Origin of the sequence: Curtobacterium sp. 'Ferrero', assembly GCF_002412165.1 — a bacterium.
GTDB lineage: Bacteria > Actinomycetota > Actinomycetes > Actinomycetales > Microbacteriaceae > Curtobacterium.
Genome location: NZ_NXIA01000004.1, coordinates 123563 through 146851 on the forward strand (window position 1 = coordinate 123563; position 23289 = coordinate 146851).

The following is a 23289-nucleotide window of genomic DNA, read 5'->3' on the forward strand; positions in this document are numbered from 1 at the left end:
TCCGTCGTCCAGCGCGCAAGGAGGAAGCCATGCAGCACGACCCGAACGCCCGCACGCAGATCACCGAGGTGGACCTGCCCGCGGAGCTCACCGAACCACTGCCCGCGGACGCGTCGACGGTCACCGTCGCGGCCCGCACCGCCGCCGAGACGGCGCTCGGCGTCGGGGGCGTCCACCACCTCGGGAACCTCCTGGCCCGCGCAGCCGACCGGGTGCGCTCGCAGCTCGGTCGCTCGGCCGGGGCCGCGGGGGTGCAGGTCGACGAGGCGGACGCATCGCTCGACGTCGTCGTGTCGATCGTCGTGACCTACCCCGAGCCGGTCGTCGCGGTCGCCGACGAGGTCCGCCGACAGGTCCGCGAGGCCGTGTCGCAGTTGACCGACCTGCCGGTGTCCGTCGACGTCCGCGTGCTCGACGTGCACGGCCCCTTCGACGACGAGCCCTCCGCCCTCGACCGCGCCGTCGAGTCCGGCAAGGACGCGGTCGACCGGGTGCGCGAGGGCGCAGCGGACGCCGCCGAGCGCGCTCGTGACGCCGCCGGAGACGCCGTCGACCGTGCACGGGACGCCGCCGCCACCGCTGCCGACGCCCTGTCGGACGCGACCGACCGCGTGCGCGACGCCGCGGCCGACGCTGCCGACCGGACGCGTGACGCCGCACACGACGCCGCCGACCGGGTGGAGGACGCCGCGCACGAGGCCGCCGACCGGACCGGGGACGCGGTCGACGAGGCCGCGGACCGTGCCCGGAGCGGAGCCGCGCAGGCCCGCGACGCGGCGTCGGACGCGGCGGACCACGCCCGCGACGCCGCGGGAGCCGCTGGGGACGCCGCCGCTTCGGCGGGCGCTGCGGTCGCCGACCGCGCTGCGCAGGCAGCCGACGTGGCATCCGACGCGGCCCGGACGGCCGGTGACGAGGCCGAGCGTGCCGAGCGGGACGCCGACCACGCCGACGACACCGCGCGCGACCGTGACGCGGTCGACGACGACGCCCGCCCGGTCGACGCCGACGACGCCGAGACCGTCGCCTCCGCACTCGACGAGGTGTCCGAGACCCTTGCCCACGCGGCCGACGAGCTGCGCGACCGGGACGAGGACGCCCGTTCGTGACCGCGCTCCGATCGTTCCGCCGCGAGCGGGTCCGGGCTCCCCGGCCCCGCCCGCGCGGCGTCTGGGTCGCGTCCGGCATCGGCATCGTGATCCTCGCCGCCATCACCGTCGGGGCGTTCCTCCCGCTCGTCGGGTTCCTCGCCGGCGTCACGGCGAGCACCGCAGGCCTGGTCCCGTTCCCGTTCCTCCGGGTGACCCTCGTGGCCCTGCTCGGTGCGGTCCTGGTGCTCGCCCTCGTGGTGCTCGCCCTGACCCGGCGGCACACGGCGTCCTCGGTCGTCGCGGTGGTGTTCGCCGTCCTGGTCGCCCTCGCGGTCACCGCCTACCCGGTCGTCACCGTGGCGATCTCGTCAGCCGACCGGGCCGGGGACGTCTGGCCGATCGTGACCGAGCTCTGGCAGCGGTTCACGGGCTGAGCCCCGACCGCCGACAGGCCGAACCGACCCCGTGCCGGGTTCCCCGCGGTCTTCTCGAGCTCGGTCCGGTCGCGTCCGGCTCAGCGCTCGGCGGCGAGCCGCTCCAGCCCCTCGTCGATCGACACCGACGGCGACCACTGCAGATCACCACGCGTGCGCCGCTGGTCGAACCAGTGCGCCGTCGACAGTTGTTCGGCGAGGAAGCGCGTCATCGGCGGCTCGTCCGCACCCGGACGGAACCGCCACACGGACTCGACCAGGGAACCGGCGACCTTCGCCACCGCCGAGGGCACGTGCCACCGCGGTGCCGGCACCCCGGACGCCGTGCAGATCCCCGCGAGCAGTTCCCCCACCGGCCGGGGCTCGCCGTTCGTCACGACGTAGGCGTTGCCGTGCACGGACTCGTCGGCCGCGTGCTCGAGCGCCGCGACCATCGCGGCCGCCGCGTTGTCGACGTAGAGCGTGTCGATGAGCGCCGTCCCCGAGTCGAGGACGGGCAGACGCCCCCGGCGCGCCCGCTCCACGATGCGTCCGACGAGCTGCGTGTCCCCCGGGCCCCACACCAGGTGCGGCCGCAGGGCGACCACCGCGAGGTCGGGGCCGTCGGCCGCCAACGCCAGCAGCTCGGCGGCAGCCTTCGTGCGGGCGTAGTCCCCGCGCGCCCGCTCAGGCTCGGCGACACCGGCGCCGACCCCCGCGAGCGACGACCCGGTGTGCGCCACCGACGGCGACGAGACGAACACGAACCGCCCTGCACCGACGGACCGGGCGGCGTGCAGGAGCGAGCGAGTGCCGTCGACGTTCACGCGGGCGAAGTCGGCGGGGTCCCCCGTCAGCGAGACCTTCGCGGCGAGGTGCACGACGGCGTCGACCCCGTCGACCGCGCGGCCGAGCAGCTCCGGATCCGTCACGGAGCCGAGCACGTCCTCGACCCCGGGCACGGCCGACGGCCGACGCTGGACGGTGCGGACCTGGTGCCCGGCGTCGCGGACCGCCGCGGCCGTCGCACGCCCGAGGAACCCGCTCGCGCCGGTGACGAGGACCCTCACGGCTGGCCGGCCCGACCACCGTCGAGGACGGCCGTCGCCCACCGCGACAGTCGCGTCCGGTCGACCTTGGAGTTGTGCCGGATGTCCGTCGGCAGCACCGGCACCGTCAACACGGCGGCCAGCGGGACACCCGCGGCGGCGCGGACCGCTGCGGCGAGCGACGGCTCCGCCAGCGGCGATCCCCCGGGGGCGCGTCGGCGACGTGCCGGCACGGTCTCGACCACGGCGACGACCTGCTGCGTGCCGACCGGCCCGACCCCGGCGATCCCGGCCCGACCGACGCCCGCGACGCCCTCGATCCGCTGTTCGGGTCCGACCGGCGTGACGACGCCGTCCGCGGTGACCACGACGTGCTGCATCCGGCCCTCGACCCACAGTCGACCGTCGGCGTCGAGGTGCCCCACGTCGCCGGTGCGGTGGGCCCGACGGTCCGGGGTCCCGACGCGCGAGGCACGGTCGGTGCGCCACAGGCGGTCGTAGTGGTCACGGACGTGTGGCGCGTCGATGACGACCTCTCCGGTGACGTCGGCAGCCTGCGTGAGCGCGCCGGTCGCACGGCCCTCGTCGTCGAGCGGCGCGATCCACACCGTCACCCCCGCGGCCGGCCGCCCCACGCACACGCCGTCCCCGCGCGACCTCTCGGGCACGCCGTCGGTGACGAGCAGCCCCTCGGTCATCCCGTACGGGGTGTGCACGGTCGCAGCCGGCACGAGCGAGCGGACGGCGGCCACCAGTGCAGCGGAGACCGGGGCACCGGCGGACAGCACGAGACCGACGCGACGCAGTCCGGTGCGCTGCTCGTCGGTGAGGTCGTCCGCGGTGGCGACGACGTTGGCGACGGCCGCGGGCGACAGGAACACCACGGTCGCGTCGACGGCCGCCACCGCGTCGGCGACGGCCCGGGCGGTGAGCGTCCGCGGCGCGGTGACGTCCATGTCGGGAGCGACCGACCGGGCCCCGAGCGCCGGGCCGAGGAGCGCGAACGGGGCGAAGCCGGCGACGAGTCCGGTGCCGACACCGACCCCGTACTGGCTCGCGAGCGCATCCCGCACCGCGGCGAGCTGCTCGTGCGTGTAGACGACGCCCTTCGCCGGGCCGGTCGAGCCGGACGTGAACAGGACGGCGGCGGGCGCGTCGGACGTCGGGGCGGCCGGGAGCGGGCGTCCGGCCCCGCGGCGCGCGACCTCGGCGAGGGTGTGCTCGACCCCGAGCACCCGTCGGAGCGGGTCGGGCAGCGCGACCGTGGCGATCCGCCGCCCCGGCCACCCGAGCGCGCGGGCGGCGGACAGGCCGGGCAGCGCGCCGACGATCCAGTCGGGCCGGGCGCCCCGGACGGCGCGGGTCAGGCCACGCAACCCGAGACCGGCGTCCGCGACCACGACGACCGCCCCGATCCGGACGCACGCGTAGAGGACGGCCGTCAGGTCGGCACCGGGCGTGACGAGCAACGAGACGCGGTCGCCGGCGCGCACGCCGACGTCGGTGAGTCCCGCCGCGATCTCGTCGACGCGGCGCGCCAGCAGGCGCCAGCTGATCGTCCGTGGGCCGCCGGCGGCCGCCATCTCGACGAGCGCCGGGTCGCGCGAGTCGCGCAGGTCGTCGAGCGCGGCCCACAGCGGTCGGCGCGGCGTCGTGTCGGTGGCGTCGGTGTCGCGGCCCGCACCGGTCGGGAGTTGGGCCCCACCAGCCGGTTCCGGCGCACCGCGCCAGCGGGGCGACGGCCGTGCCTGGAGGGACGGCTCGCGTCCGACGGGTGCCGTCCCGTCGGGCAGGCGGTCGCCCAGCCAGTCGGTGACGGTCCCGGCGACGTCGGCGTCCTCCGGCAGCAGGTGGCCGGCTCCCTCGAACCGGTGCACGTCGGCGTGCGGCAGGCGGTCGGCCAGGTCGTCGAGGTAGCGCTCGAGGAACACCGGGTCGCGCGGCCCCCACAGCAGCAGCGCCGGCACGGTGAGCTCGGCGACCCCCGCGGCGATGCGGTCGAGTTCTGCGGCGCTCGCGTGCGACGCGTCGACCGGGATGTCGGCCACGAACCCGCCGATGCCGCCCCGACGAGCGGCCCCGCGGTACGGCGCGCGGAAGGCGTCCGCCACGGAGCGGTCGAGCCGGGGGTGTGCGATCGCGAGCGTCGTCTCGAGGAACGCCGGTGTCAGCACCGTCGCCCGGCCGAGCACCTGCGGGCGGAGGGCCAGTCGCAGCGGTGCCGGGATCGGGGCGTCGTCGGGCTGGTGCACCGCGGTGTTGCAGGTCGCGACGCCGACGACGAGGTCGGGGTGGTCGACCGCCCAGCCGAGCGACACGACGCCGCCCCAGTCGTGCCCGAGCGTGACGACGGGCCCCTCGAGCCCGAGTTCGTCGGTCAGCGCACCGAGGTCCGCGACGCGCTGTGCGAGGCCGCGCCGCACGCCGGTCCGCTCGGAGTACCCCATGTCGAGCTGGTCCACCGCGACGACCCTCCACGCGGGACCGCCGGCGGCCGCCACCTCGAGCGTGCGCCGCGCGACGGACCGCCAGAGGTAGGACCAGGTCGGGTTCCCGTGCACGCACAGCAGCGTGCCGACCGGACGCGCACCGAGCGCGTCGAGCGGACCGGCCGTGTCGAGGAGGTGCCAGGTGCGCTCGTGGTGATCCGTGCCTCTCCCCACCGGCACGGTGACCAGTCGCGACCAGGCCGGGTCGAGTCCGGGCAGGGGCGGCGGGAGCGTCGCCGGCGCGGTGGCCTGCGCGACGCGCGGGAGACCGGAGCTCACCAGTGCAGTTCCAGCATCGCCGTGTTGATGCCCGAGCCGACGCCGCCGAGGAACACGCGGTCCCCGGGACGGATCGCGCCGCGGGCGACCTCGTCCGCCAGGGTGATCGGGATGGAGGCGGGCCCGACGTTGCCGTAGCGCTCGTAGGTGGTGGGGACCTTCGACCGGGGCACCCCGATGGCGTTGACGAACGCGTTCGTGTGCACGTCGGACACCTGGTGCAGCACGTACCGGTCCATGTCGGACCAGTCGAAGTGCGCCTTCGCCTCGTTCCAGGCGTCGACGACGAGCTCCATGCCGCCCTTCAACAGCATCTTGGCGTCGGTGAACATGCCGTCGACGCTGCCGACGCACAGGTCGTACCACTGCGTGGCGGCTCGGGTGACGCCACCGATCAGCCGGTGCCCGCCCGGGTGCGCGTCGGTCGGCCCGAGGACGGCTGCCGCGGCACCGGACCCGAGGGTCAGGCTCGCGAACTCGCTCATGAACTCCTTGCGGCCCCGCCCGCCCTGGTTCAGCCGTTCGATCGTGTTGAGCTGCACCTGGTCGGCGTCCTCGCCGTCGACGATCAGGGCGTACTTGATCTGCCCGGAGTCGATCATGCCCGCGGCGACGCTCATCGCGTTGACGAAGCCCAGGCAGGCGTTGGCGATGTCGAAGTTGATCGCCGACGACGGCAGGCCGAGCCCGTGGTGCAGCCGGACGGCGACGGAGGGTTCGAGGTGCGGACGGGTCACCGAGGTGTTGATGAGCAGGCCGATGTCGTGCGGCTGCACGCCCGCCTCGGCCATGGCCCGGCGGCCGGCGTCGATCGCGGCCTCGTGGAAGGTCTGGCCCTCGCCCCAGTTGCGACGCTCCTTCACGCCGGCGACCCGCTCGAGCAGCCCGGTGGGGAGCCGGAGCCGCCGGAGCGCGCTGCGGAGGCGCTCCTCGATGTCGGCGGAGGTCGTCACGCGGTCCGCGGTGGTCGTCGCGACCGACAGCAACGAGACGTTGCGGTGCTTCGCGGTGGCGTTGCCGGGTCGCGCTGTCTCCGCGTCGGACGTCGGGTCGACGGAGCGGTCAGCGAGGATGGTCACCTCCACATACTTCCGCATGCGGCCTGAGTACGCGATCCGGGAGTGCCGAACGTCGTCAGGACGCGTCGACCACCGCGTCCTTCGGCAACTTGCGCACCTTGCTCCGACGCTTCCGGCGGTCCGGGATCATCGACCGCATCTCCTCGAGCTTGCCGAAGCAGAGCAGCCGGTCGCTGGCCTGCAGCTCGACGCCGCTCCGGGGGTTCGGGATCACGGTGGCGCCGCGGTGCAGGGTGAGCACCGTGATGTCGCGGTCCCAGAGGCCGGACTCCTTGATGGTCTTGCCGACGAGGTCGGCGTTCGTGTGCACGAGGAGCTCCGCGACGCCGTACCCGGTCGACACGCTGAGCCGCTGCCGGACGTCGATCTCGGGGAAGGCGACCTGGTTGCCGATGAAGTCGATGATCGCCCCGGCGACGTCGAGGCCGGTCGCGCGCTCGATGCCCTCGAGCCCCGGCGACGAGTTGACCTCCATCACCAGCGGACCCTCGTTGCCCTCGAGCATGTCGACGCCGGCGACCCGAAGCCCCATGATCTGCGCCGAACGGACCGCCGCCTCCTCGTACTCCGGCGTCAGCGTGACCTTCTCCACCGTTCCGCCGCGGTGCACGTTCGACCTGAACTCGTCGCCGGAGGCACTCCGCCGCATCGCCGCCACCACACGGTCGCCCACCACGAGCGCGCGGATGTCACGCCCGCGGCTCTCCGAGATGAACGACTGGATGAGCACGTTCTGCTTCGTCGAGTGCAAGGTCTCGACGATCGACTCGGCCACCTTCGCCTCGGGCGCGAGGATCACGCCGATGCCCTGGGTGCCCTCGAGCAGCTTGATGACGACCGGGGCCCCACCGACCCGGTCGATCGCACCGCGCACGTCGGCACGGCTGTTCACGAACGTGGTCGCCGGCATGCCGATGTGGTGACGGGAGAGGATCTGGTTCGCGCGGAGCTTGTCGCGCGAGTTCGTGATGCCCGTGGCCGTGTTCGGCGTGTAGACGTCCATCTGCTCGAACTGCCGCACCACCGCGGTGCCGTAGTACGTGATCGAGTTCCCGATGCGGGGCAGCACGGCGTCGTAGTCGCTGAGGAGCTTGCCGCGGTACAGCAGGTCGGGTTCGTCGGCGGTCAGGTCGATCGCGAACCGCAGGGTGTTCAGCACCTTGACCTCGTGCCCGCGGTCCACGGCGGCCGCGCGGAGGCGCTGCGTCGAGTACGCGTGCGGGGCGCGCGACAGGATGGCGAGTTTCATCGGTGGGACTCCGCGGGGTGTTCGGGTATCGACGGCGACGCTCAATCAAAGCACGACGACGCGGACGGCGGACGTGTCGTCCCGCCATGCGACAGGATGGTGCCATGTCCCGAGACCCCGTCATCGCCGGCTGGCGCGAGTGGGCCGCCCTGCCGGGCCTGGCGCTGCCGTGGATCAAGGTCAAGCTGGACACCGGCGCACGGAGCTCGGCACTGCACGCGTTCGACCTCGAGGAGCTGCCCGGCGAGCGCGTCCGGTTCTCGGTGCACCCCTGGCAGGACACCGACGCCGACGCGGTCACCATCGAGTGCGACATCCACGACCGCCGCACCGTGCGGAGCTCGACCGGGCACACCCAGGAGCGCATCGTCATCCTCACGCCGATCACGCTGCACGAGCAGACCGTCGACGCCGAGGTGACCCTGAGCAACCGCGACCAGATGGGCTTCCGCATGCTCGTCGGTCGCGAGGCGCTGCGCCAGGGCTTCCTCGTCGACCCGGCACGCTCCTTCCTCGCCGGCCGCGCCCCGAAGGCGATCCGGCGGCGGAACCGCGGACGCGCGTGACCGCGGCGGCCGCGGCGCTCGATCGCTTCGTCAGCGCCGTCGACGCCGAAGGACTCGGTGCGTACGGCGTGCACGTCCGCGTCGGGGACGACGAGACCGCGCACCGATGGCGCAGTGACGACCGCGAGAACGTGTACTCGGTTGCGAAGGGCGTCTGCGCGCTCGCCGTCGGCATCGCGGTCGCGGAGGGCGTCCTCACGCTCGACACCCGGGTGCCCGAGCTGCTCCCCGACCTGCCGCTCGGTCCCGGCGTCGACCGGGTGACGGTCCGGCACCTGCTGACGATGACGAGCGGGATCGACTTCGCGTGGTTCGGTGACGAGCCCGTGCCCGGCGACGACCTCGCGGCGACGATGCTCGCCCTGCCGGCCGTCGGGACCGGCGAACGGTTCCGGTACACCGACTCGAGCCCGTACGTGGCGATGCGCATGCTCGCGACCGTGGTCGGCGACGTGCGCGACTGGCTGGTCCCCCGGCTCTTCGCGCCCCTCGACATCGACATCCCGCAGTGGCACCGGTGTCCGCTCGGCTTCGTCGTCGGCGGGAGCGGACTGGAGCTCCGGACGTCCGAGCTCGCCCGTGTCGGCCGTCTGCTGCGCGATCGGGGCTCGTTCGAGGGTCGGCAGCTGGTCCCGGCGGACTGGGTGGACGCCATGCACGCCGGCTGGGTGACGGTCGGGGAGGACGGCCCGTTCCGGCGCTACGGACTCGCGACCTGGGACGGCCCCGGAGCCGCCTGGCGGCTGGACGGTCGCTACGGGCAGTACGTCGTCGTGGACCAGGAGCGGGACGCGGTCGTCACGATCACGGCGCACGAGGAGACCCGCGACCACCGGCTCGCCGAGATCGCCGTCGAGTCGGTCCGAGCCCTCTGAGCGGTCGTAGCCAGCTGAGCGGTCGTCGCCAGCTGAGCGGTCGTCGCCAGCAGCTCCGGCGACGCTGATCGGGCGGTGTCGGCTGCTCGCCCTCCGCTCCTGGAGCACGACGCCGGATCGATCAGTGGCCGATCCGGAGTCCGGATGCCCGGGATGGCGCACTCGATCGGCCATCGCGCGAGTGGAACGTGCCATCTCCAGCTCCGCTGCGGCGGCCGCGATCCGAGTCAGGACGCCGCGACTCCGCGAATCCGCGAATCCGCGACTCTGCGACTCTGCGACTCTGTGCCGAACGTTCCGTGACGCCGCATGACGGACACCGTTCCACCCGCTGGCGGACCTGCCTACGCTCCACCCACCGGCGCTGCAGCGGCGCCGAACCGGTCCGCCCCGGCGCCGCCCACGCGCGCCGGACCGCACCGCCGACCCGAGGAGACCGACCGTGACCAACCAGAGCATCGCCCGACAAGTGGACGTCTTCAACGAGGGCTTCACCGCCCAGATCGGACAGGAGCTGTCCGAGGTGTTCGACGGCGAGCAGCGCGACCTCCGCGATGCCGGCATCCCCGGCGGTGTCGTCGCCGCGGGCGCGGTCGCCCCGGACGCACGGCTCGTCACATCCACCGGGACGGAGACGACCCTGGCCGAGGCACGCGGCGACGTCCCGACCGTGCTCGTCTTCTACCGCGGCGCCTGGTGCCCCTACTGCAACATCACGCTGCGCACCTACCAGCAGGAGCTGCTGCCGGCACTGCAGGAGCGCGGCGTCCGGCTCGTCGCGGTGTCGCCCCAGACCCCGGAGGCCGCCGAGCAGTCGATCGCGAACGGCGAGCTGGCGTTCCCCGCACTGACCGACCCCGAGAACGTGCTCGCCGGCGCGTTCGGGATCGTCACCGAGCCGAGTGCCGCCGCCCGTGCCGCGCACACCCGGCTCGGGTTCGACGTCGCGGACAGCAACGCCGACGCGACGGCGGCCGTCCCCTACCCGTCGGTGTTCGTCATCGACACCGACGGGGTCGTGCGCTTCGCCGACGTCCACGTCGACTACACGACCCGGACCGAGGTCGAGCAGGTCCTCGCGGCGGTCGACGCGCTGCCCGTCACCACGCGCTGACGCGGAACGCGTCGCGTCGGGGCGACAGGGCGCGTCGCGCCCCGTTCCGGACGGGAGGCACGGGTCGGGTGGGCCGCGTGGCGGACGCGGGGTGGGCCTCCCGTCCGGCTCCCGGGTCAGGCGTGCAGGTGTCGCGCGAGGAAACCGATCTGCTGCGGAGCCATGCGACGCCAGAACCCGGCGTCGTGTGCCCCCGGCTCGAACCCGCCTGCCGGCTTCGTCCGGAACCCGTCGACGTAGGTGCGCACGGCCGGCTCGAACCCGTCCCCGGTACCGACGTCGATCCGGACCGCGACGCCGTCGAGCGAGCGCTGCCGACCGAGCACGGTGTTCGCGGCGAAGTCCGCCGCGTCGTCGAACGCCCTGCGTGCGGTGTCGCCGGCACTCGTCCAGAGCGCAGGGCTGAGCGCCGCGACCGCGCGCACCGCCCCGGCGCCGAGGAGGCCGCCGAACCGGAGCGCCCCGTAGCCGCCCATCGAGTTGCCGGTGAACGCGAGGCGACCGGTGTCGAACCCGCGCTGCTCGAGCATCGGGACGAACTCGTCGAGGACCATCGCGCCGGGGTCGTCACCGTCTGCTCGGCGGTGCCAGTACCGGTTGCCGCCGTCGACCGCGGCCACGGCGAACGGGGCGCCCCCGCTGGCGATGTGCTGCGCGAGGAAGCGGTCGTAGCCGAGGGCGCTGCCGAAGAACGTCCGGTGGGAGCCGCCGTACCCGTGCAGGGCGACAGCGACCGGCAGAGGATCGGTCGACTCGGGTACGGCGATGGTCCAGCCGACCGTGCGGCCACCGCGCGCACGCGAGACGAACGAGCCGGAGGTGGTCGGCACGGGACGGACGTCCGGGATCCTCCCGGGCTCGCCGTCGAGGCCGAGCGCGCGGTACATGGTCGACCGGCCGGGCAGCAGGCGCAGGTCGACGGCCGCGGCGAACGCGCCGGCGACCGCGACGACCCCACCGCCGGCGATCAGGGCGCGGCGGGTGACGGTGGACGGGCGCGGCACATCGGGATCGTAACGAGCGGCCCGGCGTGGAGGTGTGGGTGCGCTCCACCGGTCCTGTGGGTCCGCGCAGCGAAGTGGTTCAGAGGAGCGGGCGCAGCTCGATCTTCCGGCCGCACGCCCGTGAGGCCTCGGTCGCGATCCGCAGCGCGGTCTCGCCGTCGGGCAGGTCGAGGACCCAGAACCCGGCGACGTACTCGGCCGCGTCGACGACCGGTCCGCGACGCACGACCGGGTCTGGGCCACGGGCGTCCACGACCGTGGCGTCCGTCGGAGCGGAGATGCCCGCCGCGTGCACGAGCTGGCCGGCGGCGGCGAGCCGTTCGTTGAGCGCGTCGACCGCGGCCTCCTCGGCCTCGGTCGCCGACGCCGTCCTGCCGATCGCCGCAGCCTGTCCGTCGTCGATCACGTTGACCAGGAACTCCATCGTCCCTCCCTCGTCCGTCGCTCGGCACGCTACCCGCCTGCGGTCGCGGCCGCCATGCCTCCCCTGCGGGACGGCCGGGAGGCTCGGTGCCGGCCCGGCGCGCCCGCTACCGTGGTCGCATGGGGGCGACGACACAGGAGTGGTCGCGGCTGCCGGTCGGGCGGTCCGCGATCCGCCACGACGTGCTGCTCGCGGCGGTGCTCGCGGCCGGGCTCGCGGTCACGGTGACGCTGTACGGCGCGTCGGGCACCTACGGGGACCAGCAGGCGCCGTGGTGGGTGTCGGCACTGATGATCGTCGCGAACGCCGTGCCGGTGGCGTTCCGCCGGGTCGTGCCGATGACGGCGCTGGTCGCGGCCGCGCTCGCCTTCTCCGGCACGGCGCTGCTGCACGTGCCGGAACTGCTGCTCGTGAACTTCACGCTCTTCATCCCGCTGTACACGGTGGGGGCGTGGTGCTCGGACCGCGTCCGCGCCGAGGCCGTGCGCTGGGTGGTGATCGGCGGCATGTTCGCCTGGCTGTTCCTGGCGCTCGCGTTCGGGTGGGCGGTGCCGAGCGTGCTGCCGAACGACGACGGTGCCCTGATCCCGCCCGTGATCGCGTACTCGCTGCTGAACGTCCTGATCAACGTCATCTACTTCGGTGCCGCCTGGTACGCCGGCAACCGGGCCTGGGCCGCCGCCGTGTCACGACGTGAACTCGACCTCCGGACCACCGAGCTCGCGGCGGAACGAGAGCGCTCGGCAGCGCAGGCGGTGACCATCGAGCGGGTCCGGATCGCCCGCGAGCTCCACGACGTCGTCGCCCACCACGTCGCGCTCATGGGCGTGCAGGCGGGGGCCGCCCGACGAGTGCTCGACCGCGACCAGGAGCAGGCTTCGGTCTCGCTCGGGGTCGTCGAGGAGAACGCCAGGACCGCGGTCGCGGAGCTCCGGCGGATGCTCGGCACGCTCCGCGCGGACGACACCGCCCGACCGGACCGGGGCGCCGACGGCGACGGGACCGCCTCGGTCGACGCTCCGAGCACCGAGGGGACCGCACGCATCGTGGAGGTCGTCGAGGCTGCTCGCTCGGCCGGGCACCCGACGCGGTACTCGGTCGTCGGCGACGAGCGACCCGTCCCGCCGACGGTGGGCGCGGTCGCGTTCCGGATCGTGCAGGAGGCGGTGACGAACGTCCTCAAGCACGCCGGCGCCGGAGCCGCCGCCGACGTGCGGGTGCGGTACCTGCCGGAGGCGCTCGAGGTCGAGGTCACCGACGACGGTCGCGGGAACGGCGGACACGCGGCCCGGTGCGGCCTCGGGCAGGTCGGCATGCGCGAACGCGTCGCCGCCGTCGGCGGGACGATCGAGATCGGGCCGCGAGCCCGGGGAGGGTACCTGGTGCGGGCATGGCTGCCGACCGACTGACGATCGTGCTGGCGGACGACCAGGAGCTGGTCCGCGCCGGGTTCCGCGTCATCCTGGAGTCCGAGCCGGGCCTGCACGTGGTGGGCGAGGCCGCCGACGGGGCCGCCGCCGTGGACGCCGTCGTCCGGCTCCGCCCCGACGTGGTGTGCCTGGACGTGCAGATGCCGGGCGTCGACGGGCTCGAGGCAGCCCGACGCATCGCGGCACTCGACGACCCGCCGGCCGTGCTCGTCCTGACCACCTTCGACCACGACGATGCGCTGTTCCAGGCGCTCGAGGCCGGGGCGAGCGGTTTCCTGCTGAAGAACGCCTCCCCGGAACGGCTGATCGACGCCGTGCGCACGGTGGCCGCGGGCGATGCGCTGCTCGCACCGGACGTGACACGACGGGTGATCAGCCGCGCCACCGGGGCCTCCACGGCGGCTCCGGTCCAGGCCGCGCACGAACCCGTCGGCTCGCGGGCGGCCGCGATCCTCGAGGTGGGGCTGACGGAACGCGAGACCGAGGTCCTCCGCCTGCTCGCGAGGGGGCTGAGCAACGCCGAGATCGCCCGCGAGCTCTGGGTCGGCGAGGCCACCGTGAAGACCCACGTGTCGAACGTGCTGCAGAAGACCGGCCGCCGGGATCGGATCCAGGCCGTGGTCTGGGCGTTCGAGCACGGCGTCGCCGGCTGATCCGACGGGCCGACCGGACAGACCGGTCCCGCTACCGCTTGGCGGCGCAGGTGACGGTGTCGGCACGCTGGCCCGACACCGAGTCGGGCAGCGGACTGCGGGTCGACGGCGCGGGCGACGACGTCGACGCGGTCGGTTGTCCGGTCGCCGACGGCGCTGCCGATCCCGACGACTGACCGCCGGCCGACGAACCCGAGCCCGCGGACGGCGACGCGGACGCCGACGGGTCGAGCACCGCGGACCGGCCGAGGCTGTCGGTCCCGAGGACGACCGGCTCCCCCGCCCGCAGCGCCGCGTCGAGTTGCTCGGCGGCGCCGTCGGCGACGATGACCCGGTTGGGGTCCGCAGGGTCGTCGACGACCGGGTACTGCACGAACACCATCTCCGACAGGCCGACGTTCTGCACCGCGAGCGCCATCCGGGCGAGGGTCGCGGGGTCGGCGAGCGTGTCCGACAGGGTCATGTGCGCAGCGGCCGTCTCGGCGAGGCGCAGCACCGTGGCGGGGTTCGTCAGCGTGCCCGCCGACACGGTCTGCCGTGCGAGGGCGGACATGAACGTCTGCTGGTTGCTGATCCGGCCGAGGTCGCTCGAGTCCCCGACGCCCTTGCGGGACCGCAGGAACGCGGCGGCCTCGGCCCCGGACAGCTCCTGGTCGCCGGCCCGCAGGTCGAGCGGCGGCGTGACGTTCTGGTCGCGGATCGGGGTCGCGAGGCACACCCGCACGCCGCCCACGGCGTCCGCCATGGCGACGACGCCGTCGAAGGTGATCATGCCCGCGTACGGGATGCGCAGCCCGGTGAGCTGCTCGACCGTCTTCGCGACGCACGCCAGCCCGTGCCGTTCCCCGCCGCGGGCGAGCGCCGTGTTGAGCATCGCCGCGGACGACGCCGGGGTGACGGAGCCCGTGTCGTTCGTGCACGCCGGGACGGGGATGACGAGGTCGCGGGGGAAACTGACCACGGCCATGTTCGTGTGGTCCGCCGCGATGTGCACGAGGATCGTCGTGTCGTTGTTGCCGACGCCGGAGCTGGCCGCGCGGTTCGCCGGGTCGTCGAAGCCCGTCCCCTGCCCGTCGCGGGTGTCCGTCGCGACGAGGAGCAGGTTGACCTCCCCGGACTGCGCCGTGAGCGTCGGTGCGGCGCGGACGTCGTCGCCCGGCATCGCGAGCGACACCGGTGGCTTCGCGGAGCGCACGACCTGCCAGGTCTCGACGGCGGCGACCGATCCGGCCCCGACCAGCACGACCGCGGCGGCGATCGCCACGGCCTGGGCGGCGAACACCGCCGGGCGGCGACGCGGCAACCGGCCGTGGCGCACCACCCCGGCGTGCGGCTCCCCGCGCACCTCTGGGTCGGTGTCCTGTTCCACGCTTCCGTCCACCGTCTCCCCCTCGCCCCGAACAACGACGACGACGAGGACGCGTCGGGATCGCTCCTCGTCACCGCACCGTACCGGCGGTCGCCGCCTGGTCCCTGGGACCGGGCGGCGACCGCTCGTCCTCCGCCGTGCGGTGGAGGCGACCACCCCGTCAGACCCGTCGCCCGTGGGAGGCGACCCGCGCCTCCCGGCCGTTAGCGTCGAGACGTCGGCACGGACGCCGACGGGAGGGGACGACGATGCTCACCATCGAGGGTGTGACCAAGCGCTTCGGCGACCGGCAGGTGCTCCACGACGTGACGTTCGACGTCGGTCGGGGGCGCCTGACCGGGTTCGTCGGCGGGAACGGCGCCGGCAAGACGACCACCATGCGGATCCTGCTCGGCGTGCTCGACGCCGACGACGGCAGCGTCGCGATCGACGGGTCGCGGATCGGCCCGGCGGACCGCCGACGCTTCGGGTACATGCCCGAGGAGCGCGGTCTGTACCCGAAGATGCGGGTCGCCGAGCAGGTCACGTACCTGGCCCGGCTGCACGGCGTCGACCGACGCACCGCCACGGACCGCACGACCCGCCTGCTCGAGCGCCTCGAGCTGACCGGCCACGCCGACGACGAGGTCGAGAAGCTCTCGCTCGGCAACCAACAGCGGGTGCAGGTCGCTGCGGCGCTCGTGCACGACCCGGAGGCGCTCGTCCTCGACGAGCCGTTCTCCGGACTCGACCCGATGGCCGTCGACGTCGTGCTCGGCGTCCTCCGCGAGGCCGCCGCGCGCGGGGTGCCCGTGCTCTTCTCCAGCCACCAGCTCGACGTCGTCGAACGGCTCTGCGACGACGTCGTCGTCATCGCGGACGGACGGATCCGGGCGGCCGGTCCGCAGGACGACCTGCGGCGGCAAGCCGGGCCGCCGGCGTGGGAGCTGCTCGTCGACGGCGACGTCGCGTGGCTCCGGGACGTCCCCGGGGTCACCGTCCGCGACTTCGACGGCGGCTACGCGGTGTTCGAGGCGAGCGACGCCGTCGCCCAGACCGTCCTGCAACGGGCGGTGTCGACCGGCACCGTCGGGTCCTTCGCCCCCCGGGTCCCCAGGCTGAGCGAGGTCTTCCGGGAGGTCGTGCGGTGAACCACGGCTTCGTCTCCGCCGTCCGGCTCGTCGGTGCCCGGGAGATCCGCGCCCGACTGCGCAGCAAGGCGTTCATCGTCTCGGCGCTCATCCTCGTGCTCATGGTCGTCGCGTCGATCGTCGTGGCCGGCGTCGTCGGGAAGGCGACCGCCGACGACCGCCCGTCCGTCGCGGTGGCCTCCGGCGTCACCCTGCCCACGTCCGCCGCGCTCGACGTGACGCAGACGGCGTCGACCGCCCAGGCGGAGCGGATGGTGCGCGACGGCGAGGTCAGCGCGGCGATCGTCCCCTCCGAGGACCGACTCGGCTACCGCGTGGTGGCGCTCGACGACACGCCGACCGACGTCGTCCAGGCGCTGAGCGTCGCACCGCGGGTGGAGCTCCTCGACCCGGACGCCCTGCCCGGCGGCCTCGTGTACATCGTCGCGCTCGCGTTCGGCGTCGTGTTCTTCGCCTCCGCCGTCACGTTCGGCCAGTCCATCGCACAGAGCGTCGTCGAGGAGAAGTCCACCAGGGTCGTCGAGATCCTGATGGCCGCGATCCCCGCCCGTGCACTGCTGGCGGGCAAGGTCCTCGGCAACAGCGTGATGGCGTTCGCGCAGATCATCGCCGTGGCGGTGGCCGCGACCGTCACCCTCGCCGTGACGGGACAGGACAACCTGTTCACGGTCCTCGGCCCGAGCATGCTCTGGTTCGTCGGGTTCTTCGCGATCGGGTTCGTGCTGATCGCGTCGCTGTTCGCCGCGGCCGCCGTGCTCGTCTCCCGCCAGGAGGACGTCGGCAGCGTGACGATGCCGGTGATGATGCTCGTAATGATCCCGTACTTCCTCATCGTCTTCGCGTACGGGAACCCGACCGTGCTCGGGGTGATGTCCTACGTGCCGTTCAGCGCGGCGATCGGGATGCCGATGCGGATCTTCCTCGGGACCGCCGCGTGGTGGGAGCCGCTGCTGTCGCTGGTCGTGCTGCTCGTGTCGGTGGTCGTCGTGATCGCCGTCGGCGCCCGCGTCTACGAGAACGCGCTGCTGCGCACCGGCGGCCGCGTGAAGTTGTCGGAGGCGCTGCGCGGCTGACGCCGCGTCGGGCGGACGGGAGGCACGGTGCCGGTGGGCGCCGTGCCTCCCGTCGTGCGCGGCGCGGGTCGTCGTAGGGTCGTCGGGTGACCCGGATCCCGCTCGACGCGCTCGAGGTCGTCGTCGCGGTCGGCACCGAGGGCAGTGTCGCGCGGGCGGCCGGTCGGCTCGGCATCAGCCCGCAGGCCGTGTCGGCGAAGCTCCGACGCACCGAACGGACACTCGAGGTGCGGCTGTTCGACCGGACGTCGACCGGTGTCACCACGACCGAGGCCGGACGCTCGGTGCTGGGCTGGGCGGCGGAGGTCCTCGCCGCCTCCGACGCGTTCGCCGACCGGGTGGCGTCGCTCCGGACCGCTCCCGGGCGGGTGCGGGTCGCAGCGAGCCTGACGATCGCGGAACACCTGGCCCCGGTGTGGATGGTGGAGTCCGCGACCACGAGCGGTGACCGGGTGGAGCTCTCGGCGATGAACTCCGTCGAGGTCGTCGCCCGGGTGCGGGCGGGTGAGGCCGAGGTCGGGTTCGTGGAGACGACGGACCTCCCCCAGGACCTGACGACCCGGACCGTGGCGCGCGACGAGCTCGTCCTCGTCGTCCCGCCGACGCACCCCTTCGCCGGGCGGGCCGAGGTGCCGCTCGCCGAGGTCGCGGCCACCCCGCTCGTCACGCGGGAGTCCGGGTCCGGCACCCGCACCTCGTTCGAGGCGCTGTGCGCGGGACACGGGGTCCCCACGGTCGCGACGCCCGCGCAGGTCGTCGCGACGACGGCCGGGGTGCGCGCGGCCGTCCTGCGGGGTGCCGGCCCGGCCGTGCTGTCGATCCTCGCGGTCCGCGACGACCTCGCACTGGGACGCCTCGTCCGGGTGCGGATCCCGGACGCACGGCTGGTCCGGCCGCTCACCGCGATCTGGCACGGCGGTCGGGCGCTCCCCGCCGCCGCGACGCGGTTCGTCGAGCTGGCCGCCCGGACGCCCGACGACCGCTGACCGACGACCGAGTTTCAGAGCCTCAGAGCATCCCGAACGCGGCCTGCACGCCGAGGCTCGTCCCCGCGACCAGCACCCACAGGACGATCCCGAGGAGCATCGGCCGGAAGCCCGCGCGGCGCAGCGCACCGAAGTCGGTCGAGACGCCGATGGCCGCAAGCGCCACCGTGATGAGGAACGAGGCGACGGTCGCGAACGCCGGAGCCGCGCTCGCCGGCAGCACGCCGACGGTCCGCAGCAGCACCACGACCAGGAACCCGACGAGGAACCACGGCACCAGACGGAACACCCGGAACCCGGCGGCCCGACCCCCGCCCGCGCCGGCGGCTCCCGCTCCTGCCGCGTCGGCTCCTGCCGACCCCGCGCCCGTGGTGACGGCCGCCCGGGCGGTGCGCCGCGCGTCCAGGCCGGCCAACCCGACGACGATCGGGATGATCATGAGCGTCCGGACCAGCTTGACGACGACCGCCGTGTCGGTCGCCTGGCGACCGTAGACGGTCGCCGTGGCGACGACCGACGAGGTGTCGTTGACGGCGGTGCCGGCGAAGACGCCGAACGCGTGCTGCGAGAGGCCGAGCGCGTGGCCGAGCAGCGGGAAGAGGAAGACCGCCGCGACGTTGCACAGGAAGATCGTCGACATGGCGTAGGCGACGTCCGCCCCGACCGCACCGACCACCGGCGTCACCGCGGCGATCGCCGACGCCCCGCAGATGCCGGTCCCGACCCCGATGAGCGTCCGGAGCGTCGACGACACCCGGAGCGCGCGGCCGATGAGCCACGCCCCGAGCAGGCACACCGCGAGCGTGGTGAGCATCACCGGGAGGGTCTCGGCACCGATCCGGAGCACGGCCGCGATCGACAGCTGCGCCCCGAGCAGGACGACGGCCGCCTGCAGCACCCGGCTCGACGAGAACTTCACGCCCGGAGCGAGGACGCCGAGGCCGCCCTCGCCCCGACGCCGGACCAGCCACCCGAGCACCGCGCCGAGGATGACCGCGGGCACCGGGCCGCCGACCACCGGCACGAGCACGGCGATCGCGGTGGCCACCGCGCCGATGACGATGGCGACGGCGACCCCGGGCAGGGCGGAACGGACGGCGGGGAGGGTGCTGGACATGCTCCCCAGCATGGACGCGCCACCCCGGGGCCGCCAGCGGCACGCGGTTGCGGTGCCGCAACCACCGGTTGCGGCGAGACCCTGGTCCCGGGTCGGACCCGGCCGCCCGCCGTCCTCAGCCCTGCGGCGGGACGTCCCCGCGCATGACGACCCGGCCGGCCGACGCGTCCCACGTGAAGGTCGCCTCGGAGCGCCCGCTCGCTGCCGCGTCGGTCTCACCCGCCCGCGGGTAGGTGTACGTCACCGCGATCGTGGCGTCCGAGGTCCGGGACGTCTGCGGGAAGAAGCCGTACTGCTCCTTCGTGGCCGTCCCGAGGTACCGACCGTCGTGGAACAGCAGGATCGCGTACGGCGAGCTCGCGGTCGCGCCCTCGATCGGCACCACCACGCTCGACAGGGCCGCGCAGGGGTCGAAGATCGTGGTGGTGGCGTGCGAGGCGTCCCACCGTGCCTCGGGCAGTCCGGAGGGCGCGGGCAGTCCCGCCACGGCGGCGGCCGTCACGGTGCGGGCGTCAGACGTCCCGCACGCCGACGACCCCGTGGTGGACGACGTTCCCGGCGTCGACGACGCCCCTGCGGTCGGCGTGCTCGACGCCGTCGGGGACCCCGCCGTGGTCGTCGGCGCCGCCGTCACGGTCCGGGTCACGGTCGGCGTCGGCGTCGTGCCACCCGAGGAGCACGCGGCGAGCGCCCCCACGAGGGCGAAGACGGGCACGAGCAGGAGGGACCGGTGGATGCGCACGGCACGATCGTCGTCCGCCCAGCGCGGACTCGTTCCGGTGCGGAACGGATCGAGCCCGGATCGTGACCTCCTGTGCGATCGGAAAGTACGATGGTCCTCCGGAAGCAACGGCGGTTCCGCGTCCACACACCTGAGCACCCGAAGAGCCACCGTGTCCGAACACCGCATCGAGTACGTCGCCCGCGACCGCACGGGCATCACCGCCGTCATCACGACCACCGGGGTCATCGACGTCGACACCGTCATCCAGCACATCAGCGCCGGGCACTCCGGGTACTACGTCGACCGCGACTGGAAGCGCGCACCGGTCCGGAGCCTGACCTCGTTCAGCGGGGAGTACCTCTTCGCGAACTGGGACGGCTCGAAGCGGAACATGCTGCACGACCTGGCGTTCCCGTCCCCCACCCGGACGATCGCGCTGCCCCCGCGGCGTCCGTCCCGGCTCCGGTCGATCGTCCGGACCCTGCTCGGCCGCCGCTAGCTGACCGCTCCGGGAAGCCAGGCCCGGTGCGGTGAGCAGACCTGCTGACCGCACCGGGCCTGGCTTCCCGTTCGACGTCGTCAGACCTCGCGCGTGCGCGCCGCCGCCAACGCGATCCCGCCGACGACGAGGACCTCCGCCGCGAGGACCGCGAACCCGCCCCACCCGTCGAGCTGCAGGCCGGTGCCGGGCTGCTGCGTCGTGGCGGGCGAGTAGAGCTGTCCGCCGGCCTGCGACGGCAGGAACTGGGACAGGTCGGCGACCCACTGCGCGCCGGTGAGCGCCGCGAGCAGCTGCACGATGATCGGCAGCACGAGCAGGATGCCGAGCGTGATCGCGATGCCGCCGGCGCTGGACTTCACGAGGAGCCCGAACCCGAAGGCGAGCAGGGCGACGAGCGTCACGTACACGGACGACCCGAGGATCGGCAGGACGACGGCGGGGTCGGCGACGTCGGGGTGGATGCCGTTGCCTGCCTGCAGCGCCGCGGCCGCCACGACCCCGATCCACGTCGACACCGCGCTGACCAGGAACGTGGTGAGCGCGAGGACGAGGGCCTTGGCGAGCACGGCTCCGGTGCGGCCGGGGTCGGCCGTGAACGTCGACCGGATCTGCCCGGTGCCGTACTCACCCGTGATGATGAGTACGCCGAGCACACCGACGACGAGCGCCGTGAACGTCACGCTCGCGGTGGCGAAGGAGACGAACAGGCTGTTCACCTGGTCCTGCCCGCCGCCCTGCGGGGGAGCGTCGACGACACTGCCGAGCAGCACCGCCATGGCGATCGTGATCACGACGAGGATCGCGTAGCACCAGATCGTCGACCGGATGCTGCGGAGCTTGATCCACTCGCTGCGGACCAGTCGGGGGAAGGACAGGCGGACGCCGGACATCGTGGGCGTCGTGGTCGTGGAGGTCATCGGACGGCCTCCGATCGGTACTCGACGTCGTCTCGGGTGAGGGCCATGTACGCCTCCTCCAGGCTCGCGCCCATGGGGGTCAACTCGTGGACGGGAGCGCCGACGCGGGCGGCGACGTCACCGATGTGCCGCGCGTCGGGGCCGACGACCACGAAGGCGCCGTCCTCGCGCGGGGTGACGGCGGACGCAGCCGTACCGAGGGCGCCGAACAGCTGGTCCGGTGCCGGGGTCCGGACGAGGACCCGCTGGGCACCACCTTCGCCGGCTGCGACGAACTCGCCGATCGGGGCGTCGGCCAGCACGCGGCCGCGGCCGAGCACGACGACGCGGTCGGCGGTCTGCGCCATCTCGCTCATGAGGTGGCTCGACAGGAACACGGTCCGGCCGTCGGCTGCCATGCGGCGGGCGAGCTGCCGCACCCACACGACTCCGTCCGGGTCGAGTCCGTTCACGGGCTCGTCGAGGATGAGCGTCCGCGGGTCGCCGAGCAGGGCGGCCGCGATGCCGAGCCGCTGCCCCATGCCGAGGGAGAACCCGCCGACGCGCTTCTTCGCGACGGCGTCGAGGCCGGTCATCTCGATGACCTCGTGCACCCGGGCCTTGGGGATGCCGTGGGTCGCGGCGAGTGAGAGCAGGTGGGCGTACGCGCTCCGACCGGAGTGCACCGCCTTCGCCTCGAGCAGCGCGCCGACCTGCCGGAGGGGGTCGCGGAAGGTGCGGTAGGGCGCCCCGTTCACGAGCGCGCGTCCCGACGTGGGGCGGTCGAGCCCCATGATCATGCGCATCGTGGTGGACTTCCCGGCGCCGTTCGGCCCGAGGAAGCCCGTGACGCTCCCGGGACGGACGACGAACGAGACGTCGTTGACGGCGACCTTCTGGCCGTAGTGCTTGGTGAGGTGCTCGACTTCGATCACGCAGACGACGCTACGGGGACCCTCACGGTGCGCGCGTCCCCCGCAGGACGGACATGCGGTCGCCGCCGTGCACCCCCAGAAGGAGGGGGAGCCGGTCCGTGGAGCGCATCGAGCCGGACCGCGCACCCAGGCAACGTGCAGGCTGGACCAGCACAGCGCCGCCCAGGGACCACGCGGGAGCCACCGGAGTCCTCGGAGTTCCACCAACTCCTCCAAACCACCGGGTCGCCCGCTCCGAAGACCCTGTGCGACTGGGACAGTTCCGTGACGACGACCGCCACGGGCCCATCGAGTTCGAACCCACCGTTCGGAAGGACAGCACCATGACCGCACACTCCACCCCCGCCCGCACCGGGTTCGCAGCGACCCTCACCCAGAAGGTCGCGCTGCTCTTCGGTGTCGTGTTCCTCCTCGTCGGCATCGCCGGCTTCATCCCCGGCCTGACCATGGACATGGGCACGATGTCGATGGCCGGCAACGGCTCGATGGCGTTCCTCGTCGGCGTCTTCCAGGTGTCGATCCTGCACAACGTCGTCCACCTGCTGTTCGGCGTCGTCGGCCTCCTCGCCGCCCGCACCGCGACCGCGTCGAAGCTCTACCTCGTCGTCGGCGGCATCGTCTACTTCGTCCTGTTCCTGTACGGCCTGTTCACCGCCGGCATGGCGACGCCCGCCAACTTCGTCCCGCTGAACAGCGCCGACAACGTGCTGCACTTCGTGCTCGCGGTCGCGATGGTCGTCCTCGGACTCGTCGTCCCGCGGGTCGGCGCGCGCTCCGCGCGCTGACGTCGGTCGGCGGGACCGGGTGCTCGGTCCCGCCGGATCCGGTCCCCGGGATCAGGG

At 73.8% G+C, this 23289-nt stretch carries 23 protein-coding genes; 12 read left to right on the forward strand and 11 right to left on the reverse strand.

Translation table 11 applies throughout. The features are described 5' to 3' along the window. The first annotated feature begins 29 nt into the window (after nt 1-29). Nucleotides 30-1109, forward strand: a complete 1080-nt coding sequence (locus Csp2054_RS05915; RefSeq protein WP_096898377.1) for an Asp23/Gls24 family envelope stress response protein — start codon at nt 30-32, stop codon at nt 1107-1109. Further along, complete coding sequence (locus Csp2054_RS05920) at nt 1106-1525, forward strand: MFS transporter permease (protein WP_096898378.1); 420 nt, start codon at nt 1106-1108, stop codon at nt 1523-1525. Before Csp2054_RS05915 ends, Csp2054_RS05920 begins: the two co-directional genes overlap by 4 nt. Before the next feature lie 80 nt (nt 1526-1605). Here Csp2054_RS05920 and Csp2054_RS05925 read toward each other — a convergent pair whose 3' ends face one another. From Csp2054_RS05925 to rimK, 4 genes are read right to left on the reverse strand one after another with little or no spacing between them, the layout of a single operon-like run. Beyond that, a complete protein-coding gene (locus tag Csp2054_RS05925; RefSeq protein WP_096898488.1) occupies nt 1606-2574 on the reverse strand; it encodes an NAD-dependent epimerase/dehydratase family protein in 969 nt (322 codons plus the stop codon). Next, nucleotides 2571-5321: an alpha/beta fold hydrolase gene (locus tag Csp2054_RS05930; RefSeq protein WP_096898379.1), complete on the reverse strand. Its 2751-nt coding sequence runs from the start codon at nt 5319-5321 to the stop codon at nt 2571-2573. The genes Csp2054_RS05925 and Csp2054_RS05930 overlap by 4 nt, the downstream gene beginning before the upstream one ends. After that, nucleotides 5318-6418, reverse strand: coding sequence for a 3-oxoacyl-ACP synthase III (locus Csp2054_RS05935; protein WP_096898380.1), 1101 nt, complete (start codon nt 6416-6418; stop codon nt 5318-5320). The genes Csp2054_RS05930 and Csp2054_RS05935 overlap by 4 nt, the downstream gene beginning before the upstream one ends. 37 nt (nt 6419-6455) lie before the next feature. Beyond that, entirely contained in the window at nt 6456-7649 is a 1194-nt protein-coding gene (rimK, locus tag Csp2054_RS05940) for a 30S ribosomal protein S6--L-glutamate ligase (protein ID WP_096898381.1), read from the reverse strand. A gap of 104 nt (nt 7650-7753) precedes the next feature. On the opposite strand from rimK, the gene Csp2054_RS05945 reads away from it, so the two are divergent. The 3 genes from Csp2054_RS05945 to Csp2054_RS05955 all read left to right on the forward strand — a co-directional run bounded on the left by Csp2054_RS05945 (nt 7754) and on the right by Csp2054_RS05955 (nt 10204). Further along, nucleotides 7754-8215, forward strand: a complete 462-nt coding sequence (locus Csp2054_RS05945) for an ATP-dependent zinc protease (RefSeq protein WP_096898382.1) — start codon at nt 7754-7756, stop codon at nt 8213-8215. After that, complete coding sequence (locus Csp2054_RS05950) at nt 8212-9090, forward strand: serine hydrolase domain-containing protein (protein WP_096898383.1); 879 nt, start codon at nt 8212-8214, stop codon at nt 9088-9090. The genes Csp2054_RS05945 and Csp2054_RS05950 overlap by 4 nt, the downstream gene beginning before the upstream one ends. Nucleotides 9091-9532: 442 nt before the next feature. Then, nucleotides 9533-10204, forward strand: a complete 672-nt coding sequence (locus Csp2054_RS05955) for a peroxiredoxin-like family protein (protein WP_096898384.1) — start codon at nt 9533-9535, stop codon at nt 10202-10204. A 116-nt stretch (nt 10205-10320) separates the two neighbouring features. Here Csp2054_RS05955 and Csp2054_RS05960 read toward each other — a convergent pair whose 3' ends face one another. Beyond that, the gene (locus Csp2054_RS05960) at nt 10321-11208 is read right to left on the reverse strand and encodes an alpha/beta hydrolase-fold protein (RefSeq protein WP_096898385.1); all 888 of its coding nucleotides are present in this window, start codon (nt 11206-11208) and stop codon (nt 10321-10323) included. Between the two features lie 79 nt (nt 11209-11287). Continuing rightward, nucleotides 11288-11632, reverse strand: coding sequence for a YciI family protein (locus Csp2054_RS05965; RefSeq protein ID WP_096898386.1), 345 nt, complete (start codon nt 11630-11632; stop codon nt 11288-11290). A 119-nt stretch (nt 11633-11751) separates the two neighbouring features. On the opposite strand from Csp2054_RS05965, the gene Csp2054_RS05970 reads away from it, so the two are divergent. After that, complete coding sequence (locus Csp2054_RS05970) at nt 11752-13041, forward strand: sensor histidine kinase (RefSeq protein ID WP_096898387.1); 1290 nt, start codon at nt 11752-11754, stop codon at nt 13039-13041. Beyond that, the gene (locus Csp2054_RS05975; RefSeq protein ID WP_096898388.1) at nt 13023-13715 is read left to right on the forward strand and encodes a response regulator; all 693 of its coding nucleotides are present in this window, start codon (nt 13023-13025) and stop codon (nt 13713-13715) included. Before Csp2054_RS05970 ends, Csp2054_RS05975 begins: the two co-directional genes overlap by 19 nt. Before the next feature lie 31 nt (nt 13716-13746). On the opposite strand, the gene Csp2054_RS05980 is transcribed toward Csp2054_RS05975, so the two are convergent. Then, complete coding sequence (locus Csp2054_RS05980) at nt 13747-15084, reverse strand: LCP family protein (protein ID WP_096898389.1); 1338 nt, start codon at nt 15082-15084, stop codon at nt 13747-13749. 248 nt (nt 15085-15332) lie between these two features. Between Csp2054_RS05980 and Csp2054_RS05985 the strand changes: the two genes are divergently transcribed. The 3 genes from Csp2054_RS05985 (at nt 15333) to Csp2054_RS05995 (ending at nt 18273) form a co-directional block, all read left to right on the forward strand. Then, complete coding sequence (locus Csp2054_RS05985) at nt 15333-16214, forward strand: ABC transporter ATP-binding protein (RefSeq protein WP_096898390.1); 882 nt, start codon at nt 15333-15335, stop codon at nt 16212-16214. Next, a complete protein-coding gene (locus Csp2054_RS05990) occupies nt 16211-17287 on the forward strand; it encodes an ABC transporter permease (protein ID WP_096898391.1) in 1077 nt (358 codons plus the stop codon). The genes Csp2054_RS05985 and Csp2054_RS05990 overlap by 4 nt, the downstream gene beginning before the upstream one ends. Nucleotides 17288-17373: 86 nt before the next feature. Beyond that, nucleotides 17374-18273 carry a LysR family transcriptional regulator gene (locus Csp2054_RS05995; RefSeq protein ID WP_096898392.1) on the forward strand — a complete coding sequence of 300 codons (900 nt, stop codon included), beginning with the start codon at nt 17374-17376 and terminating at the stop codon, nt 18271-18273. A gap of 22 nt (nt 18274-18295) precedes the next feature. Here the strand turns inward: Csp2054_RS05995 and Csp2054_RS06000 are convergent, their stop codons facing one another. Both Csp2054_RS06000 and Csp2054_RS18025 read right to left on the reverse strand, forming a co-directional pair. Beyond that, a complete protein-coding gene (locus tag Csp2054_RS06000) occupies nt 18296-19390 on the reverse strand; it encodes a YeiH family protein (RefSeq protein WP_096898393.1) in 1095 nt (364 codons plus the stop codon). A 115-nt stretch (nt 19391-19505) separates the two neighbouring features. Next, complete coding sequence (locus tag Csp2054_RS18025; protein WP_217990872.1) at nt 19506-20132, reverse strand: LppP/LprE family lipoprotein; 627 nt, start codon at nt 20130-20132, stop codon at nt 19506-19508. 151 nt (nt 20133-20283) lie between these two features. Between Csp2054_RS18025 and Csp2054_RS06010 the strand changes: the two genes are divergently transcribed. Further along, entirely contained in the window at nt 20284-20613 is a 330-nt protein-coding gene (locus Csp2054_RS06010; protein WP_096898394.1) for a hypothetical protein, read from the forward strand. A gap of 80 nt (nt 20614-20693) precedes the next feature. Here Csp2054_RS06010 and Csp2054_RS06015 read toward each other — a convergent pair whose 3' ends face one another. Together Csp2054_RS06015 and Csp2054_RS06020 are read right to left on the reverse strand one after the other, a co-directional pair. Beyond that, nucleotides 20694-21533 (reverse strand): ABC transporter permease, encoded by an 840-nt coding sequence (locus Csp2054_RS06015; protein WP_096898395.1) that lies wholly within the window; start codon nt 21531-21533, stop codon nt 20694-20696. Beyond that, entirely contained in the window at nt 21530-22447 is a 918-nt protein-coding gene (locus Csp2054_RS06020; RefSeq protein ID WP_096898396.1) for an ABC transporter ATP-binding protein, read from the reverse strand. Before Csp2054_RS06020 ends, Csp2054_RS06015 begins: the two co-directional genes overlap by 4 nt. 323 nt (nt 22448-22770) lie before the next feature. Between Csp2054_RS06020 and Csp2054_RS06025 the strand changes: the two genes are divergently transcribed. Continuing rightward, nucleotides 22771-23232 (forward strand): DUF4383 domain-containing protein, encoded by a 462-nt coding sequence (locus Csp2054_RS06025; RefSeq protein WP_096898490.1) that lies wholly within the window; start codon nt 22771-22773, stop codon nt 23230-23232. Nucleotides 23233-23289: the final 57 nt, after the last annotated feature.